We start from the raw sequence: 16,339 nt of genomic DNA on the forward strand, positions 1-16,339 counted from the left end.
TGTCGCTGCCCGCGCGTCGGCACGAACGGTGATGGCCGGGGATCGGCACGGGTGCTGCGGCCCGCTCATCCCCAGGTGGGGCGCGTTCGCCACACGACAGGGGGCGTACAGGGCGGGACGCGCCCCGTGCGTATGGCCTCGCGCCCCCGCAGCGTGACCACTCACCCGTCTACGCGTTGGTCAAGAAAGAGTTGACCACAGCGGGCCGCACATTCGCGGCCCGATCCTTTTCAACGCCGGTTCGAGAGGCTTGTTCATGGCCGACCACGCAACCCACGACGCCCAGGCTCGGGCCAGCCTGCACTTGCTGGTGCGGGACATCGAGCGGGTCCGCCGGCAGGTGGACGCACTGCGCACGCTCACCGCCCAGTTGGGCAACGTATACCGCCCGCGCCGCTCCGGCCCCTCCACGGGCTTCGTCGTCTACGGACGCGCTCCCGCCCCGACCGTCCGTCTCGCCCAGGAACTGCGGGACAGCGTCGAGACCCTGGTCACGGCCGCCGTGGACTTCGACCGCTCGCTCGGCTTCTCCTGGGACGCGGTGGGGTCGGCCCTCGGGGTCACCAAGCAGGCGGTGCACCGTCGTTACGGCGCGCGGCGCGCCACCGCCCAGGCCGCCGCCGAGGCGGAGCGCGCCACGGAGACAGCCGACACGCACCCGGTCGCCGTCAACGCCGCTCTCCCCTCCGTGCCGACCGTCCCCGCCGCCCGCTCCATGCCGACCCAGCCGACGGCGGGCAGCCCCACCCTGCGCGACGAGGTCAGGTCCACGGCCTTCCCCGGCCCGCGCAACGGCTGACCGACCCTCTGAGACGACAGCTGCCTCCCGGCGCCAAGACCCCCGGGGGGCAGGCCCACGTCCACACCTGTCCCGTCCACACCCCGGCTTCCAGCCCGGTCCAACTCCCTGCTCCCCGCCGACCATTCACGCCCGCTCCCCATGCCCGCGGCCCATACGCACCGCTCACCCCGCGGTCCACGTCGGCGCCCGCACATCACGTGCTCCGCGACGCCCGTTCGCGCGACCTCCCCGGATCGCGGGCGGCCTCACGGGATGTCACCCGATGTCGGGCGGATCGATCCGGATCCGTACGGGCTCGCCGCCACCACGGGCCAGCCGCGCCGCCTGCGCGCTCTTCAGCGCGGCCGCCAGCGCGGCGCCGCTCCCGGGGCGTACCCGGATGAGCACCCGCTCCCCCGGCTCCCCGGGAGGCGGTCCACCGGGCCGCCGGGGCCGCCCGGCCTCGCCGGCCGGCAGCGGTACCGGCCCCAACACCTCGGCGCCCGGCGGCAGTTCGGTGGCGGCAAGGAACCCGGCGAGCGCCTCCGGCGCCCCGGACACCGCGGCCATCCGGGAGACGGGCGGAAATCCCAGCTCGGCCCGCTCTGCGAGTTCACGCACCGCGTGCCCGACGGGATCCCACCGTACGAGCGCCTGCACCGGCCGCAGGGTCGGTTCCGCGACGACCACGACCGTGCCGCCCGCTCCCTGCGGGCGGACGAGCGCGGCGGCCCCCGTCCACCGGCGCAACGCGTCCTCACCGGCCCGCAGGTCGGGCCGTCCGAGCATCGCCCAGCCGTCGAGCAGCAGGGCCGCCGCGTATCCGCCCTCGGCGACGGGTTCGGCCCCGGGGGTGCTCACCACCAGGGCGGGCGCCGCGGACACCGTGTCCAGCACCTGCTCCCGCCCGGACGTGCGCACCGGCACGGCCGGGAACGCCCGTCCCAGTTCCTCGGCGGTCCGGCGGGCGCCGACGACCTGCGCCCGCAGCCGGAACCCTCCGCACTCCTGGCAGTGCCAGGCCGTCTCGTCCCGCCCGCACCACGCGCAGCACAGTGCCTGGGCGTCCCGCGCCTCCAACGGTCCCGCGCAGTGCCGGCACCGTGCGGGCGCCCGGCACTGGGCACACGCCATCCGGGGCACATATCCCCGCCGGGGAACCTGGACCAGCACGGGCCCCTGCCGCAGCCCCTCCCTGACGATCTGCCAGGCGAGCGTGGGCAGCCGGGCGGCCCGAGCGGCCTCGTCGCGCGCGAGATCGCCGTCCCCGACGGTCCGCACCAGCGGCGCGGCGGCGCGCACCTGGTCCCGGTCGGCGGCCAGCGGCAGCGCCCATCCGCTCTCGACCAGTTGCGCCGCCTCCACCGTGCAGGTCCACCCCCCCAGCAGGAAGCCGCACTTGTCGCGCGAGGCACGCAGCTCCAGCACCTCCCGGACATGCGGGAAGGGGGCGTTGTCGTCGCTGTGTCCGTCGTCGCCGTCGTCCCAGACGACGACAAGTCCCAGATCCCGTACGGGCGCGAACATGGCGGCCCGGGTACCGACCACGGCCCGTACGGACCCCCGCCGTACGGCGAGCCACTCGCGGTAGCGCCGCTCCGGTCCGGCGTCGGCGGTCAGCACGGCGTGCTGCCCCTCCCCCAGCAAGGCCTTCAGGGCGGTGTCGACGCGGGCCGCGGGCCGCCCGGCCGGTACGACGACCAGCGCGCCGCGCCCGGAGGCGAGCGTCGCCTGCACCGCGCGGGCGATCTCCTCGGCCCACTCGGGACCGGGCAGCGCGGTCCACACGGCGCGCGGGGCACCACCGGAGGCGAGCGAGGCGAGGAAGTCCGCCCCTCTCCCGTACCGCAGCCAGGTCCCGGGGCCGGGTGCGGCGGGCGGCGGTGGTGGAGCCGGCGACTCCCGCGCCTCGGCGCGGGCGTGCCGGGGCGGCACGGCCAGTTGCAGCACGTCGGCGAGCGAACCCGCGTACCGGTCGGCGACGGCGCGGGCGAGTCCCAGCAGTTCGGGCCCGAGGACGGGCTCGGGCGAGACGACCTGGGCGAGGGCGGCCAGCGGCCCCGAGTAGTCGGACTCGGCGACCCGTTCGACGAGGTATCCGTCGATCAGACCGCCGCCCTCGCGCCGCCCCTCCCGCACATTGCGTCCGCCGGCGCCGAACCGCACCCGCACCCGTACACCCGGCTGGGCGGCCTCGTCGAGGTCCTCGGGCACGGCGTAGTCGAAGTAGCGGTCGAGGTGCAGCACGCCTTTGTCGACGAGCACGCGCGCGACGGGCAGTTCCTTCGCGAGCGCGGCTCCCCGCCAGGTCCGCGGCTTCGCCTTCGGTGCCTTGGCCCGGCGCACGGCCTCCCGGATCAGCGCAAGCTGCTCGGGCGGCGCGCCGTCGGTGCCACCCGCGCCGCGCGCACTGTCGTCGGGTCGCCCGTTCGCGCTGCTCACAGCAGTATTCCTACCAGACCGCACCGACAGCGCCGCCTGCCCGAGATCAGGCCGGCCGCGGAGCGTGAACACCCTGAGGGTGCCTTCGCCATGGATCGCTCGGCCATACCGGTCGGGGACCGGCAGCAGGATGCGAACCTGCGAGGGGCCATCGGCCCCGGAAATATCCGCGGCCGTCGCGCCGGGCGGGGCGACGTCGGTTCTCCCGAGATCAAGGCGGCAGCGGAACGTGATCCAGATTCACCGCACGCACGCCACGGGCGTACTCCACCGAAGTAACCGCGGCCATCGCACCGGGAGATCACCAGCGTACGGAGGACGGGCCGCCGGGGCGACTCCTTTTCCGCGCGGCCGTGAGGCCCTGACCCCGTTCCGAACAGCCGTGAGGCCCGGCACCCCTCGGGGTGCCGGGCCTCACGGCTCTGACGAAGCCTTCGCGGACTACAGGCCCGCGGCCTTGCGCAGGGCGTCCACGCGGTCCGTCCGCTCCCACGTGAAGTCGGGCAGCTCGCGGCCGAAGTGGCCGTACGCGGCGGTCTGCGCGTAGATCGGCCGGAGCAGGTCGAGGTCGCGGATGATGGCAGCCGGACGGAGGTCGAAGACGTCCGTGATGGCGGTCTCGATCTTCTCGGCGTCGACCTTCTCGGTACCGAAGGTCTCCACGAACAGACCGACCGGCTCGGCCTTGCCGATGGCGTAGGCGACCTGGACCTCGCAGCGCGAGGCGAGACCCGCGGCCACGACGTTCTTCGCGACCCAGCGCATCGCGTACGCGGCGGAGCGGTCGACCTTGGACGGGTCCTTGCCCGAGAAGGCGCCGCCGCCGTGCCGGGCCATGCCGCCGTACGTGTCGATGATGATCTTGCGGCCGGTGAGGCCGGCATCGCCCATCGGGCCGCCGATCTCGAAGCGGCCGGTCGGGTTCACCAGCAGGCGGTAGCCCTCGGTCTCCAGCTTGATGCCGTCGTCGAGCAGCGCCTTCAGCTCCGGCTCCACCACGAACTCGCGGATGTCGGGAGCGAGCAGGGACTCCAGGTCGATGTCCGACGCGTGCTGCGAGGAGACGACGACGGTGTCCAGACGGACCGCCTTGTCGCCGTCGTACTCGATGGTGACCTGGGTCTTGCCGTCGGGGCGCAGGTACGGGATGGTCCCGTTCTTGCGGACTTCGGACAGCCGGCGCGAGAGCCGGTGCGCGAGGTGGATCGGGAGCGGCATCAGGTTCGGGGTCTCGTCCGTCGCGTACCCGAACATCAGACCCTGGTCGCCGGCGCCCTGCCTGTCCAGCTCGTCCTCGTCGCCCTCGACCCGGGACTCGTACGCCGTGTCGACGCCCTGCGCGATGTCCGGGGACTGGGAACCGATCGACACCGACACGCCACAGGACGCCCCGTCGAAGCCCTTCTTCGACGAGTCGTAGCCGATCTCCAGGATCTTGTCGCGGACCAGCTGGGCGATCGGCGCGTACGCCTTGGTCGTGACCTCTCCGGCCACATGCACCAGGCCGGTCGTGATGAGCGTCTCCACGGCGACCCGGGATGTCGGGTCCTCGCGCAGAAGCGCGTCGAGAATGGTGTCGCTGATCTGGTCAGCGATCTTGTCGGGGTGACCCTCGGTCACGGACTCCGAGGTGAACAGGCGACGGGACACAACGCTCCCTGTGGTTGCAGCGGCTGCTGGCTGATCATTGGTGGACGGGACGGGGGCTGCGCCCGGCGTCGTCCGAGAACAGTTTATCGGTCGCACTCAGCCGCGGGACCCCTGTCTCGCCTCTCGAAACCCCTGTGACCTGCGGCACGGGCATTCTGCGCCATCGCCGTAGCTCTCCGCCAGGGTCGCCACGCCCGATTTTGCATCCTTTGGGGTGACAGATGCGATGAGCGAGCTTTCACATCAGTCGCCGTGTCACCAGGTCCCAAACGGTCTCGGCCAGCGCTTCCTTGGGTCCGTGGGGCACTGGGGTCTCACTTCCGTCGGCTCCGAGAACCACCGCCTCGTTCTCCTCCGAGCCGAAGGTCTTGCGCTCCCCCACCTCGTTCACCACCAGCAGATCGCAGCCCTTGCGCTCCAGCTTCGTCCGTCCGTTGGCGAGGACGTCGTCGGTCTCGGCGGCGAATCCGACCACCACCTGGCCGGGGCGCGCGCGGTCGGCGGAGATCTCCGCGAGGATGTCCGGATTGCGGACGAGGACGATCGGCTCCGGCTCCTGGCCGTCCTTCTTCTTGATCTTCCCGGCCGCGTACGCCTGGGGACGGAAGTCCGCCACCGCGGCCGCCATCACCACCACGTCGGCGTCCGGGGCCGCCTTCAGCACCGCCTCCCGCATCTGCACGGCGGTGCCGACCTGGACCACGTCGACCCCGGCCGGGTCCGCGAGGCCCGTGTTCGCCGCGATCAGCGTGACCCGGGCGCCTCGCGCGGCGGCGGTGCGGGCGAGCGCGTACCCCTGCTTGCCCGAGGAACGGTTGCCGAGGAAGCGGACCGGGTCGAGGGGTTCACGGGTACCGCCCGCGCTGACGACGACATGGCGGCCGGCGAGATCCGGCTCGGCGACCCCGCGGGCGAGCACGCGGCGGCAGACCTCGAAGATCTCCCCCGGGTCGGGCAGCCGCCCCTTGCCGGTGTCGGCGCCGGTCAGCCGCCCCACGGCGGGCTCGATGACCACCGCGCCGCGCCGCCGCAGGGTCGCCACGTTCTCCTGGGTCGCCGGGTGCTCCCACATCTCGGTGTGCATGGCGGGCGCGAGGACGACCGGGCAGCGGGCGGTGAGCAGGGTGTTGGTGAGGAGGTCGTCGGCCAGTCCGTGGGCGGCCTTGGCGAGCATGTCGGCGGTCGCGGGGGCGACCACGACGAGGTCGGCGTTCTGTCCGATACGGACGTGCGGGACCTCGTGGACGTCCGACCAGACCTCGGTGGAGACGGGGTGCCCCGAGAGCGCGGACCAGGTGGCGGCGCCGACGAAGTGCAGCGCGGACGCGGTGGGCACGACCCGCACGTCGTGGCCCGACTCCGTCAGTCGTCGCAGCAGCTCACAGGCCTTGTACGCGGCGATGCCACCGCTGACCCCCAGAACGACCCTCGGCTTGTCCACCGTCTCTCCCCTGCTCGGAAACGTACGAACTCCATGACACACCACAGGCCCGGCAGTCGCGCCGCCGGGCCTGGGATGAGCAGATGAACGACTACTGAGCGGGGCCTTCGACGGCCTCGGAGGTCAGCAGACCCGCGTTGATCTCGCGCAGGGCGATCGACAGCGGCTTCTCGTGGACGTGGGTGTCGACAAGCGGACCGACGTACTCGAGGAGGCCCTCGCCGAGCTGCGAGTAGTACGCGTTGATCTGGCGGGCACGCTTGGCCGCGTAGATCACCAGGCTGTACTTCGAGTCGGTGGCCTCGAGGAGCTCGTCGATCGGAGGGTTGATGATGCCCTCGGGAGCAGTGATGGAAGAGGACACGCTCTGCCTTCCGAATGGTGGAAATTGACCTGAAAGATCAAACAACTTCCACCAAGGCTAGCAGCTCACGCGCCACGTCCTCGACGGAGGTGTTGACCAGGGTGACATCGAACTCCGGCTCAGCCGCCAGTTCGATCCTGGCCGCGTCCAGCCGGCGCTCGATCACCTCGGGCGGCTCGGTGCCCCGCCCGGTGAGCCTGCGGACCAATTCCTCCCAGGAGGGCGGGGCCAGGAACACGAGCAGCGCGTCCTCCATGGACTCGCGGACCTGCCGGGCACCCTGCAGATCGATCTCCAGCAGGAGCGGTGCACCCGACTCCAGGTGCTCCAGGACGGCGGCGCGCGGAGTCCCGTAACGGTTGCCGGCGAATTCGGCCCACTCCAGGAGCTCGCCGTTGGCGATCAGCTTGTCCATCTCTTCGTCGGAGACGAAGAAGTAGTGGACACCGTGCTTCTCACCGGGGCGCGGCTTGCGGGTCGTCGCCGACACCGAGAGCCAGACCTCGGGGTGTTCCTTGCGCATATGAGCGACGACCGTGCTCTTGCCGACCCCTGAGGGGCCGGAGAGCACGGTCAGCCGCGGACGTTCACTCATGCAGCGATTATTCCAGCAATCCCGGGGTGTCCAGGACTCAGGCGCCGGAACCACCGAACTCGCGCTCCAAAGAGGCGATCTGATTCGAGCCGAGACCACGCACACGGCGGCTCTCGGAGATCCCGAGTCGCTCCATGATCTGCTTGGCGCGGACCTTGCCCACGCCCGGCAGGGACTCCAGGAGAGCGGAGACCTTCATCTTGCCGATGACGTCGTTCTCCTGACCCTGCTTGATGACCTCGTGAAGCGAGGCGCCGGAGTGCTTGAGTCGATTCTTGACCTCGGCCCGCTCCCGGCGAGCCGCGGCGGCCTTTTCGAGCGCGGCTGCGCGCTGTTCAGGGGTAAGGGGCGGAAGAGCCACGCCTACGTCACCTCGGATGTCGAACTGTCGGATACGGACCGGTGAGGAACCTAGTCGCCCCACACCTGGGAGCCACGGGCAACACGCTCGCCCGTTCTCCCCCCACCGCCTTGAGGCGATGGGAGGTGCCTCCACTCGACGGAGACTAGCGGGCAAGTGCGCCGGAGTCAGCGAGAACAGAGGAAAAGTCCTGGTCAGCCTCCCTGGGGCCCGACATTTCCGACATACCTCCCCGGATTTGAGAATGTATTCAGACTCGGGACCCCCGGAAGGCACTCGTCGGAGGACTCTCGAACGGCTGTCGGAGGACTCAGGCGGCCGCCACGGCCGCCCTGATCTCCTCCGCGAACCCCTCCGCGGACTCGCGCAGGGCCATCGCGTCGGGACCGTGACGCAGAACACCCCGGCTCACGTTCGGGACGACGTTGCGCACGGCGGATCCGAAGACACCCGCCAGATCGGCCGCCGTCGCTCCCTGGGCACCGATGCCGGGTGCCAGGAGCGGGCCGTTGATGTCCAGGTCGTAGGAGGAGAGATCGCCCAGGGTGGCGCCGACGACCGCTCCGAAGGAGCCGAGCGGCCGCTCGTCCGCGTTCTCGGCGGCGAGGTGCCCGAGCATCGTCGCCCCGACGGTGCGCCCGTCCGCGCGGACGGCGTGCTGCACCTCGCCGCCCTCCGGGTTCGAGGTGAGCGCCAGGACGAAGAGCCCGGCGCCGCTCTCGCGCGCAAGCTCCACCGCGGGCTTGAGCGAGCCGTAGCCGAGGTACGGCGAGACGGTCAGCGCGTCCGAGAAGAGCGGCGCGTCCTTGCGCAGGAAGGTCTCGGCGTACGCGGCCATGGTCGAGCCGATGTCGCCGCGCTTGGCGTCCATCACGACCAGCGCCCCGGCCGCCCGCGCCTGTTCGACCGACTTCTCCAGGACGGCGATCCCGCGCGAGCCGAACCGCTCGAAGAACGCGCTCTGCGGCTTGAGGACGGCGACCCGCTCGGCGAGCGCCTCGACGACCGTACGGCTGAAGCGCTCCAGGCCCGCGATGTCGTCGCCGAGCCCCCAGTCGGCGAGCAGGGACGCGTGCGGGTCGATGCCCACGCACAGGGGACCGCGCTCGTCCATGGCGCGGCGCAGGCGCGCGCCGAAGGGTTCCAGGCTCATTCGGACTTCCTCACGTCGGCGCCGACCGCGTCGGCGAGGGTGGCGTACGGGCTCGTCCGCAGGCGGGCGGCGAGCCCCTTGTGGATGGCGCGGCCCCAGAAGGGACCCTCGTAGACGAAGGCGCTGTAGCCCTGGACCAGCGTGGCGCCGGCCAGGACGCGCTGCCAGGCGTCCTCGGCGTTCTCGATGCCGCCGACGCCCACCAGGGTGACGCGGTCGCCCACGCGCGCGTAGAGGCGCCTCAGGACCTCCAGGGAGCGTGCCTTGAGCGGCGCGCCGGAGAGGCCACCGGTCTCCTTCACCACCGAGGGGTCGGACGTCAGACCGAGCCCCTCGCGCGCGATGGTCGTGTTCGTGGCGATGATCCCGTCGAGGCCGAGTTCTACGGCGAGATCGGCGACCGCGTCGACGTCCTCGTCGGCGAGGTCGGGCGCGATCTTGACCAGGAGCGGGACGCGCCGGCCGGTGACGGCGCGGTCGGCGGCCTCCCGGACGGCGCTGAGCAGCGGGCGCAGCGCCTCGGTGGCCTGGAGGTCGCGCAGGCCGGGGGTGTTCGGGGACGACACGTTCACGACGAGGTAGTCGGCGTGCCGGGCGAGGCGCTCGGTGGACTTCACGTAGTCGGCGACGGCCTCCGCCTCGGGAACGGCCTTGGTCTTGCCGATGTTGACGCCCACGACGGTCCTGAAGACGGGCATACGGGCCGCCAGGCGCTCGGAGACGGCCGCGGAGCCCTCGTTGTTGAATCCCATGCGGTTGATCAGCGCGCGGTCCGGCACGAGGCGGAACAGCCGCTTCTTGGGGTTGCCGGGCTGCGGCTCCCCGGTGACCGTGCCGATCTCGATGTGGTCGAAGCCCAGCATCGACATCCCGTCGATGGCCACGGCGTTCTTGTCGAAGCCCGCCGCGAGTCCGAAGGGGCCGTGCATGCGCAGCCCGAGCGCCTCGGTGCGCAGCTCCTTGTAGCGGGGTGCGAGCACGGCGGCGACGAAGGTGCGCAGGACGGGGACGCGGGCGACGAGCCGGATCCAGCGGAAGGCGAGGTGGTGGGCCTGCTCCGGGTCCATCCGCTTGAAGACGAGGTTGAAGAACAGCTTGTACATGATCATGTCCTCGAAAGTGCCCGGTGAGGGGCGCCTCTTGAAGGGGCAGGGGGCCGCATGAAGAGGGGGACACCGTTTCCGGTGTCCCCCTCAGGGCTGCTAGTCGCGCGCCGCCGTCAGATGCTCGGCGTGTTCCTGGAGCGAGCGCACGCCCACGTCGCCGTGGTTGAGCGCGTCGATGCCCTGGACGGCGGCGGCGAGCGCCTGCACCGTCGTCAGGCACGGGACCGAGCGGGCCACGGCCGCCGTGCGGATCTCGTAGCCGTCGAGGCGGCCGCCGGTGCCGTACGGGGTGTTGACGATGAGGTCGACCTCGCCGTCGTGGATGAGCTGCACGATGGTCTTCTCGCCGTTCGGGCCCTCGCCCTCGCTCTGCTTGCGCACGACCGTGGCGTTGATGCCGTTGCGCTTGAGCACCTCGGCCGTGCCGGAGGTGGCCATCAGCTCGAAGCCGTGGGCGACGAGTTCCCGCGCCGGGAAGATCATCGAGCGCTTGTCGCGGTTGGCGACCGAGATGAAGGCGCGGCCCTTGGTGGGCAGCGGGCCGTAGGCGCCGGCCTGCGACTTGGCGTACGCGGTGCCGAACACCGAGTCGATGCCCATGACCTCGCCGGTGGAGCGCATCTCCGGGCCGAGCACCGTGTCGACGCCGCGGCCGTGGATGTCGCGGAAGCGCGACCACGGCATGACGGCCTCCTTGACGGAGATCGGCGCGTCGAACGGCAGCGTTCCGCCGTCGCCGTTCGCCGGGAGCAGGCCCTCGGCGCGCAGCTCGGCGACGGTCGCGCCCAGCGAGATGCGGGCGGCGGCCTTCGCGAGCGGCACCGCGGTCGCCTTCGAGGTGAAGGGGACGGTGCGCGAGGCGCGCGGGTTGGCTTCGAGGACGTAGAGGATGTCGCCGGCCATCGCGAACTGGATGTTGATCAGACCGCGGACGCCGACGCCCTTGGCGATGGCCTCGGTGGAGGCGCGCAGCCGCTTGATGTCGAAGCCGCCGAGGGTGATCGGGGGCAGGGCGCAGGCCGAGTCGCCGGAGTGGATGCCGGCCTCCTCGATGTGCTCCATGACGCCGCCGAGGTAGAGCTCCTCGCCGTCGTACAGCGCGTCGACGTCGATCTCGATCGCGTCGTCGAGGAACCGGTCGACCAGGACCGGCCGGGTGGGGCTGATCTCGGTGGACTCGGCGATGTAGGACGACAGCCGGGTCTCGTCGTAGACGATCTCCATGCCGCGCCCGCCGAGGACGTACGAGGGGCGCACCAGGACGGGGTAGCCGATCTCGTCGGCGATGGCCTTGGCCTCGGTGAAGGTGGTGGCGGTGCCGTGCTTGGGGGCCGGCAGGCCGGCCTCCGCGAGGACGCGTCCGAAGGCGCCGCGGTCCTCGGCGGCGTGGATGGCCTCGGGCGGGGTGCCCACGATCGGCACGCCGTTGTCCTTGAGCGCCTGCGACAGACCGAGCGGGGTCTGGCCGCCGAGCTGCACGATCACACCGGCGATCGGGCCGGCCAGCGACTCCGCGTGGACGATCTCCAGCACGTCTTCGAGCGTCAGCGGCTCGAAGTACAGGCGGTCGGAGGTGTCGTAGTCCGTGGAGACGGTCTCGGGGTTGCAGTTGACCATCACGGTCTCGTAGCCCGCGTCGCTGAGCGCGAAGGAGGCGTGGACGCAGGAGTAGTCGAACTCGATGCCCTGGCCGATGCGGTTCGGGCCCGAGCCCAGGATGATCACCGCGGGCTTCTCGCGCGGCGCGACCTCGGTCTCCTCGTCGTAGGAGGAGTAGAAGTACGGCGTGTTGGCGGCGAACTCGGCGGCGCAGGTGTCGACCGTCTTGTAGACCGGGCGCACGCCCAGCGCGTGCCGCACCTCGCGGACGACGTCCTCGCGCAGCCCGCGGATCTCGGCGATCTGGGTGTCGGAGAAGCCGTGCCGCTTGGCCTCGGCGAGCAGTTCGGGGTCGAGTTTGGCGGCGGCGGCCAGGTCGTCCGCGATCTCCTTGATCAGGAACAGCTGGTCGACGAACCACGGGTCGATCTTCGTGGACTCGAAGACCTCCTCCTGTGTGGCGCCCGCGCGGATGGCCTGCATGACGGTGTTGATGCGGCCGTCGGTGGGCCGGACGGCCTCGCGCAGCAGCTCGTCCTTGTCACCGGGCTCACCCACGAAGGTGAACTGGCTGCCCTTCTTCTCCAGCGAGCGCAGCGCCTTCTGCAGCGCCTCGGTGAAGTTGCGGCCGATCGCCATGGCCTCGCCGACCGACTTCATGGTGGTCGTGAGGGTGGAGTCGGCCGACGGGAACTTCTCGAAGGCGAAGCGCGGGGCCTTCACGACGACGTAGTCGAGCGTCGGCTCGAAGGACGCCGGGGTCTTCTCGGTGATGTCGTTCGGGATCTCGTCGAGCGTGTAGCCGACGGCCAGCTTGGCGGCGATCTTGGCGATCGGGAAGCCGGTGGCCTTGGAGGCGAGCGCCGAGGACCGGGAGACGCGCGGGTTCATCTCGATGACGATGATGCGGCCGTCCTCGGGGTTGACCGCGAACTGGATGTTGCAGCCGCCGGTGTCGACGCCGACCTCGCGGATGATCGCGATGCCGATGTCGCGCAGCCGCTGGTACTCGCGGTCCGTCAGCGTCATCGCCGGGGCGACGGTGATCGAGTCACCGGTGTGGACGCCCATGGGGTCGAAGTTCTCGATGGAGCAGACGACCACGACGTTGTCGTTCTTGTCGCGCATCAGCTCCAGCTCGTACTCCTTCCAGCCGAGGATGGACTCCTCCAGGAGCACCTCGGTGGTCGGGGAGAGCGTGAGGCCCTGGCCGGCGATCCGGCGCAGCTCCTCCTCGTCGTGCGCGAAGCCGGAGCCGGCGCCGCCCATGGTGAAGGAGGGCCGGACGACGACGGGGTAGCCGCCGAGCGTGTCGACGCCGCTGATGACGTCGTCCATGGTGTGGCAGATGACGGAGCGGGCGGACTCGCCGTGCCCGATCTTCGCGCGGACGGCCTCGACGACTCCCTTGAAGAGGTCGCGGTCCTCGCCCTTGTTGATCGCCTCGATGTTGGCGCCGATCAGCTCGACGCCGTACTTCTCCAGCACACCCTGCTCGTGCATGGAGATCGCGGTGTTGAGGGCCGTCTGGCCGCCGAGGGTCGGCAGCAGGACGTCCGGGCGCTCCTTGGCGATGATCTTCTCGACGAACTCGGGGGTGATCGGCTCGACGTAGGTGGCGTCGGCGATCTCCGGGTCGGTCATGATCGTCGCCGGGTTGGAGTTGACGAGGATGACCCGCAGGCCCTCGGCGCGCAGGACGCGGCACGCCTGGGTGCCGGAGTAGTCGAACTCGGCGGCCTGGCCGATGACGATCGGGCCGGAGCCGATGACCAGGACGGACTGGATATCGGTGCGCTTAGGCACGCTGGCCCTCCATCGGGACTGTTTCCATCAAAGACGTGAAGCGGTCGAACAGGTAGGCCGCGTCGTGCGGTCCTGCCGCCGCTTCGGGGTGGTACTGGACGCTGAAGGCCGGCTGGTCGAGCAGCTGGAGGCCCTCCACCACGTTGTCGTTGAGACAGACGTGGGAGACCTCGGCGCGGCCGTAGGGGGTCTCGGAGACCTTGTCGAGCGGGGCGTCGACGGCGAAGCCGTGGTTGTGCGCGGTGACCTCGACCTTGCCGGTCGTACGGTCCTGCACGGGCTGGTTGATGCCGCGGTGGCCGTACTTCAGCTTGTACGTGCCGAAGCCGAGGGCCCGGCCGAGGATCTGGTTGCCGAAGCAGATGCCGAAGAGCGGCGTCCTGCGGGCGAGGACTTCCTTCATGACGGCGACGGGACCGTCGGCGGTCGCCGGGTCGCCGGGGCCGTTGGAGAAGAAGACGCCGTCCGGGTTCACGGCGTAGATGTCCTCGGCGGTGGCCGTCGCGGGCAGCACGTGCACCTCGATGCCGCGTTCGGCCATCCGGTGCGGGGTCATGCCCTTGATGCCCAGGTCGACGGCCGCGACGGTGAACTTCTTCTCGCCGATCGCGGGGACGACGTACGTCTCCTTGGTGGCGACCTCGGCGGCGAGGTTCGCGCCCTTCATCTCGGGCGCCTGGCGCACCTCGGCGAGCATGGTGCCCCCGTCGGGCAGCGCGTTGCCGGAGAAGATGCCGACGCGCATGGCTCCGCGCTCACGCAGATGGCGGGTGAGGGCGCGGGTGTCGATACCGCTGATGCCGACGACACCCTGGCTGCGCAGTTCCTCGTCCAGCGAGCGCCGCGAGCGCCAGTTGGAGGGCACGCGCGAGGGGTCGCGGACGACGTATCCGGCGACCCAGATCCGCTTCGACTCGGGGTCCTCGTCGTTGACGCCGGTGTTGCCGACGTGCGGGGCGGTCATCACGACGACCTGGCGGTGGTACGACGGGTCGGTCAGGGTCTCCTGGTAGCCGGTCATGCCGGTGGAGAACACGGCTTCGCCGAAGGTCACCCCCACGGCCCCGTAGGAGCGGCCGCGGAAGACCCGGCCGTCCTCCAGGACGAGCACGGCGGGAAGCGCCTTTTCCCTCTGCGAGGCGTTCCCCTGAGTGGAGGTCGTCATCGTGCGCCTTCCGTTTCCGTCTTGTTGATCATGTCGTTCAGGGTGTCGGCCCATTCGTTGTGCTCGGCCGCGCGGTCCGAGCGGAATCCGGAGTCGAGGAGCCTGTCGCCGTGCGCCCAGGTGACGACGAGGAGTCCGCCCTCGGTGAGGACCTTGCCCGCGATGCCCTTGTCGAGCCGGGCCTCGCGCAGCCGCGAGGCCGGGATGAAGAAGTCGTCCGCTCCGGGGCGTACGACGTCCAGTCCCGCGTCCGTCAGGGTGAGCTCGGCCCGGCTGCGGGTGCCCAGGCCGTGCGCCACGATGCGGTCGAGCCACTGCCCGGCGGTGGTGGAGCCGTGGTAGCGGCCGCTCATGCTCAGTTTCACCGGGCCGGGGTCTTCCGGCGCGGTGGGGAGCTCGGGCAGGTCGCCCTGGAGGGTGCCGCGCCACTTCCAGCCCTCGCGCATCAGCCAGTAGACGAGCGCGACGAAGAGGGCGAGGCCGACGAGCCAGCCGATCCGGGCGGACCAGTCGGTCACTTCCGCGGACTTCTGTGCGGCGGCGATGGAGAGGAGAGGTGTCACGCGAGCTTCCCGTCGACGAGGGTGGCCTTGCCCCGCAGCCAGGTGTGGGTGACCCGGCCCGGCAGCTCACGGCCCTCGTAGGGGGTGTTGCGGCTGCGCGAGGCGAAGCCAGCGGGGTCCACGGTCCCACGGTATGCCGTGTCGACCAGCGTGAGGTTGGCGGGCTCGCCTGCCGAGACGGGACGTCCGTGGCCCGCGGCCCGGCCGATCGCGGCGGGCTTCACGGACATGCGGTCGGCGACGCCGGCCCAGTCGAGCAGTCCGGTCTCGATCATCGTCTGCTGGACGACGGACAGCGCGGTCTCAAGGCCGACCATGCCCATGGCGGCGGCGGCCCACTCGCAGTCCTTGTCCTCGTGCGGGTGCGGCGCGTGGTCGGTGGCGACGATGTCGATCGTGCCGTCGGCGAGCGCCTCACGCAGGGCCATGACGTCGCGCTCGGTGCGCAGCGGCGGGTTGACCTTGTAGACCGGGTCGTACGACCGCACCAGTTCGTCCGTGAGGAGCAGGTGGTGCGGGGTGACCTCGGCGGTGACGTCGATGCCGCGGGACTTGGCCCAGCGGACGATCTCGACGGACCCGGCGGTCGACAGGTGGCAGATGTGGACGCGGGAGCCGACGTGCTCGGCGAGCAGGACGTCGCGGGCGATGATCGACTCCTCGGCCACCGCGGGCCAGCCGCCGAGTCCGAGCTCGGCGGAGACGACGCCCTCGTTCATCTGGGCGCCCTCGGTGAGGCGGGGCTCCTGGGCGTGCTGGGCGACGACGCCGCCGAAGGCCTTCACGTACTCCAGCGCGCGGCGCATGATCACCGCGTCGTCGACGCACTTGCCGTCGTCGGAGAAGACCGTGACGCCGGCCGCGGACTCGTGCATCGCGCCCAGCTCGGCGAGCTTCTTGCCCTCCAGGCCGACGGTGACGGCGCCGATGGGCTGCACGTCGCAGTAGCCGTGCTCCCGGCCGAGCCGGTAGACCTGCTCGACCACGCCGGCGGTGTCGGCGACGGGGAAGGTGTTGGCCATGGCGAACACGGCCGTGAAGCCGCCGCTCGCCGCCGCGCGGGTGCCGGTCAGGACGGTCTCGGAGTCCTCGCGGCCCGGCTCGCGCAGATGGGTGTGCAGGTCGACCAGGCCCGGCAGCAGCACCTTGCCGTCGGCCTCGACAATGGTCACGTCCTGCGCGCCTCCGGCACGACCGGCGCCCTCGGCGGACAGCCCGGTGCCGACGGCCTCGATGACCTCGCCGTCGATCAGGACGTCCTGCGGCTCGCCGCCGAGCACCCTCGCACCACGGATCAGGATCTTGCTCATGGT

At 71.2% G+C, this 16,339-nt stretch carries 13 protein-coding genes; 1 reads left to right on the plus strand and 12 read right to left on the minus strand.

The genetic code is table 11. The features are described from left to right. Nucleotides 1-256: 256 nt before the first annotated feature. Entirely contained in the window at nt 257-799 is a 543-nt protein-coding gene (locus tag ACFYW8_RS17915; RefSeq protein ID WP_389075515.1) for a hypothetical protein, read from the plus strand. A 258-nt stretch (nt 800-1,057) separates the two neighbouring features. On the opposite strand, the gene ACFYW8_RS17920 is transcribed toward ACFYW8_RS17915, so the two are convergent. The 12 genes from ACFYW8_RS17920 to ACFYW8_RS17975 all read right to left on the minus strand — a co-directional run bounded on the left by ACFYW8_RS17920 (nt 1,058) and on the right by ACFYW8_RS17975 (nt 16,336). Continuing rightward, entirely contained in the window at nt 1,058-3,223 is a 2,166-nt protein-coding gene (locus ACFYW8_RS17920; RefSeq protein WP_389075520.1) for a primosomal protein N', read from the minus strand. Between the two features lie 441 nt (nt 3,224-3,664). Further along, nucleotides 3,665-4,873 carry a methionine adenosyltransferase gene (gene metK, locus ACFYW8_RS17925; RefSeq protein ID WP_365879440.1) on the minus strand — a complete coding sequence of 403 codons (1,209 nt, stop codon included), beginning with the start codon at nt 4,871-4,873 and terminating at the stop codon, nt 3,665-3,667. Between the two features lie 238 nt (nt 4,874-5,111). Next, on the minus strand, nt 5,112-6,314 hold the full coding sequence (gene coaBC, locus ACFYW8_RS17930; RefSeq protein WP_389075528.1) for a bifunctional phosphopantothenoylcysteine decarboxylase/phosphopantothenate--cysteine ligase CoaBC: 1,203 nt from the start codon (nt 6,312-6,314) through the stop codon (nt 5,112-5,114). Between the two features lie 91 nt (nt 6,315-6,405). After that, the gene (rpoZ, locus tag ACFYW8_RS17935) at nt 6,406-6,678 is read right to left on the minus strand and encodes a DNA-directed RNA polymerase subunit omega (RefSeq protein WP_003982715.1); all 273 of its coding nucleotides are present in this window, start codon (nt 6,676-6,678) and stop codon (nt 6,406-6,408) included. Between the two features lie 37 nt (nt 6,679-6,715). Continuing rightward, entirely contained in the window at nt 6,716-7,273 is a 558-nt protein-coding gene (gene gmk / locus ACFYW8_RS17940; protein ID WP_365879436.1) for a guanylate kinase, read from the minus strand. Between the two features lie 37 nt (nt 7,274-7,310). Further along, nucleotides 7,311-7,634, minus strand: coding sequence for an integration host factor (locus ACFYW8_RS17945; protein WP_016638838.1), 324 nt, complete (start codon nt 7,632-7,634; stop codon nt 7,311-7,313). A 310-nt stretch (nt 7,635-7,944) separates the two neighbouring features. Beyond that, entirely contained in the window at nt 7,945-8,787 is an 843-nt protein-coding gene (gene pyrF / locus ACFYW8_RS17950; protein WP_365879434.1) for an orotidine-5'-phosphate decarboxylase, read from the minus strand. Beyond that, complete coding sequence (locus ACFYW8_RS17955) at nt 8,784-9,890, minus strand: quinone-dependent dihydroorotate dehydrogenase (protein ID WP_389075542.1); 1,107 nt, start codon at nt 9,888-9,890, stop codon at nt 8,784-8,786. The genes pyrF and ACFYW8_RS17955 overlap by 4 nt, the downstream gene beginning before the upstream one ends. Before the next feature lie 99 nt (nt 9,891-9,989). Next, nucleotides 9,990-13,298 carry a carbamoyl-phosphate synthase large subunit gene (gene carB, locus ACFYW8_RS17960; protein ID WP_389075548.1) on the minus strand — a complete coding sequence of 1,103 codons (3,309 nt, stop codon included), beginning with the start codon at nt 13,296-13,298 and terminating at the stop codon, nt 9,990-9,992. Further along, a complete protein-coding gene (gene carA, locus ACFYW8_RS17965) occupies nt 13,291-14,463 on the minus strand; it encodes a glutamine-hydrolyzing carbamoyl-phosphate synthase small subunit (RefSeq protein WP_389075553.1) in 1,173 nt (390 codons plus the stop codon). Before carA ends, carB begins: the two co-directional genes overlap by 8 nt. Beyond that, a complete protein-coding gene (locus ACFYW8_RS17970; protein WP_365879426.1) occupies nt 14,460-15,026 on the minus strand; it encodes a hypothetical protein in 567 nt (188 codons plus the stop codon). The genes carA and ACFYW8_RS17970 overlap by 4 nt, the downstream gene beginning before the upstream one ends. Further along, complete coding sequence (locus ACFYW8_RS17975; protein WP_389075563.1) at nt 15,023-16,336, minus strand: dihydroorotase; 1,314 nt, start codon at nt 16,334-16,336, stop codon at nt 15,023-15,025. Before ACFYW8_RS17975 ends, ACFYW8_RS17970 begins: the two co-directional genes overlap by 4 nt. Nucleotides 16,337-16,339 lie beyond the last annotated feature (3 nt).

Origin of the sequence: Streptomyces sp. NPDC002742, assembly GCF_042888885.1 — a bacterium.
GTDB lineage: Bacteria > Actinomycetota > Actinomycetes > Streptomycetales > Streptomycetaceae > Streptomyces.

Bases quoted from the DNA above. Each gene is read 5' to 3' on its own strand.
- ACFYW8_RS17915 (WP_389075515.1), top strand. From the start codon at position 257: ATGGCCGACCACGCAACCCACGACGCCCAGGCTCGGGCCAGCCTGCAC.
- gmk (WP_365879436.1), bottom strand. From the start codon at position 7,273: ATGAGTGAACGTCCGCGGCTGACCGTGCTCTCCGGCCCCTCAGGGGTC.
- pyrF (WP_365879434.1), bottom strand. From the start codon at position 8,787: ATGAGCCTGGAACCCTTCGGCGCGCGCCTGCGCCGCGCCATGGACGAG.
- ACFYW8_RS17955 (WP_389075542.1), bottom strand. From the start codon at position 9,890: ATGTACAAGCTGTTCTTCAACCTCGTCTTCAAGCGGATGGACCCGGAG.
- carA (WP_389075553.1), bottom strand. From the start codon at position 14,463: ATGACGACCTCCACTCAGGGGAACGCCTCGCAGAGGGAAAAGGCGCTT.
- ACFYW8_RS17975 (WP_389075563.1), bottom strand. From the start codon at position 16,336: ATGAGCAAGATCCTGATCCGTGGTGCGAGGGTGCTCGGCGGCGAGCCG.